This window comes from Streptomyces milbemycinicus (assembly GCF_002154605.1).
Taxonomy (GTDB): Bacteria; Actinomycetota; Actinomycetes; order Streptomycetales; family Streptomycetaceae; genus Streptomyces; species Streptomyces milbemycinicus.
In genome coordinates this window covers 1-846 of record NZ_MUNE01001291.1, presented here as the reverse complement: position 1 = coordinate 846, position 846 = coordinate 1, and the positions used below count along the sequence as shown (strand labels likewise).

Annotated in this window: 3 protein-coding genes; all 3 read right to left on the bottom strand. The window is 67.4% G+C overall.

Annotated features, from left to right (window positions below):
* Window positions 1-269, bottom strand: a 269-nt coding sequence (locus CCN51_RS54180; protein WP_245881918.1) for a ParA family protein, incomplete at its 3' end; no start/stop codon positions are given.
* 225 nt (window positions 270-494) lie between these two features.
* Window positions 495-641 carry a hypothetical protein gene (locus CCN51_RS55655; protein WP_158100855.1) on the bottom strand — a complete coding sequence of 49 codons (147 nt, stop codon included), beginning with the start codon at window positions 639-641 and terminating at the stop codon, window positions 495-497.
* Window positions 641-846, bottom strand: a 206-nt coding sequence (locus tag CCN51_RS55650; RefSeq protein WP_211303368.1) for a hypothetical protein, incomplete at its 5' end; no start/stop codon positions are given. The genes CCN51_RS55650 and CCN51_RS55655, both read right to left, overlap by 1 nt.

The window sequence follows — 846 nt, the reverse complement described above, 5'->3', positions numbered from 1 at the left end:
TCGATGAAGATGTGCTGTCGTTCGTCGTTGTCACCGAGGACGTCATGGGCGACGGCTGCAAGGTTGACGGTGGTGGTGGTCTTCCCGACGCCGCCCTTCTGATTGGCGATGACGTGGATCTGCGCGCCCAGGTTCTTCAGGTCGGCGAGGCTGTCGGGGTCTTCGTGGGCGGTGGCGAAGTCGAAGGGCAGGTTGTCGCCGACGCGGTCGGCCCACCAGATCGTGGATCCTTGGGGGTCGGTGGACACGACGAGAACTGAGGAAAGCATGGTGCTCCGTTTCCGTATGCTTCCCGGCGGGTGCCGGTACTCGGACGGGGCATAGCTTCTCAGATCGGTGACGTGGGCTCGGTGATTGGGCGGGTGTCTCACCTTGAAGGGCGTATACCGCGGTATACGCTCCCCGTCTTCCGGCCGTCGCTCCCGCGCGTGACGCGGTCACGGACACCTCTAGGCGTATACCGCGGTATACGCGGCAGGCCTCGAGCTGGACTATCACGCCGTGATAGCTGCTGACGCCTCCTCGTCTTCCTCGTCCGCGGTGTAGGGCTGCCCGTCTGTGTAGACCGGCTCGCGGAACAGGTCCTCGTGTTGGATCGGCGGCCGCGGGTACGTCGGCTTCGGCGGTATGGCGGTGGCCATCAGATCCTCCCGACGGGAGCCGGCGCCGGGGCCGGGCCGGCGGTCGGCAGGGGCGTCAGGGTGGTGGGGCAGATACGGCCGCGCATCCAGTCGTCGAGCCAGGCACGTTCCTGGGCGTCCTCGGCGGCATGCCAGGCGGCGCTGTGTGTGGTGGTGGGCTGGGGCATGGGCGGCTCCGTTCGTGCGGTGCTGTTCGCGACCACCC